The organism is Vibrio sp. 2132-1 (genome assembly GCF_033344315.1).
The window spans coordinates 1-531 of the sequence record NZ_JAWPON010000802.1 but is presented as its reverse complement, the minus strand read 5'-3'; the positions used below and the strand labels follow the sequence as shown (position 1 = coordinate 531).

Below are 531 nucleotides of genomic sequence, written 5' to 3'. Positions count from 1 at the left end.
TGATTCGTACTGAATCCGATTCACTAGCCAAATGGCGAGATGATAAGACGAAAACCAGTAAAAATGTCGCTTTGATCGAAAATCGTATCCGTCTAGCAATTCAAAATGCAGATTGGAAAGGTGTTCAACAATGGATTGCCGTACTCAACAAAGATGATCAAGCCTCGCTTCGCTGGCAATATTGGTTAGGTCGAAGTGAGATTGCGCTGGGAGATGATATTGCAGGCAAACAGCGATTGGCGACCTTAGTTGGTCAGCGCAATTTCTACAGTGTGGCTGCGGCGAATGCGATTGGTCAGTCAATCAAATATCCATCTCATCGTATTAAGCTCGATACTAAGGTTATTCACCCGTATCAAAACTCTCTCACTCGTATTGAAGAGTTGATTGCGACAGATAAAATTGCCGCAGCGAAAAGTGAGTGGGCGCATTTGCTGAGTCGCGTAGGTAAAGATGAAAAGGCGATGTTGGCGGCGTATGCCTCATCCAAGAATTGGCATCACCTAACCGTCACAGCCAGTATCCAGGCGC

Annotated in this window: 1 pseudogene; it reads left to right on the top strand. The window is 45.8% G+C overall.

Annotation, left to right across the window (positions count from 1 at the left end):
* Nucleotides 1–531 (top strand): annotated as a pseudogene (locus tag R8N47_RS28085) (lytic murein transglycosylase); the annotation flags it as partial.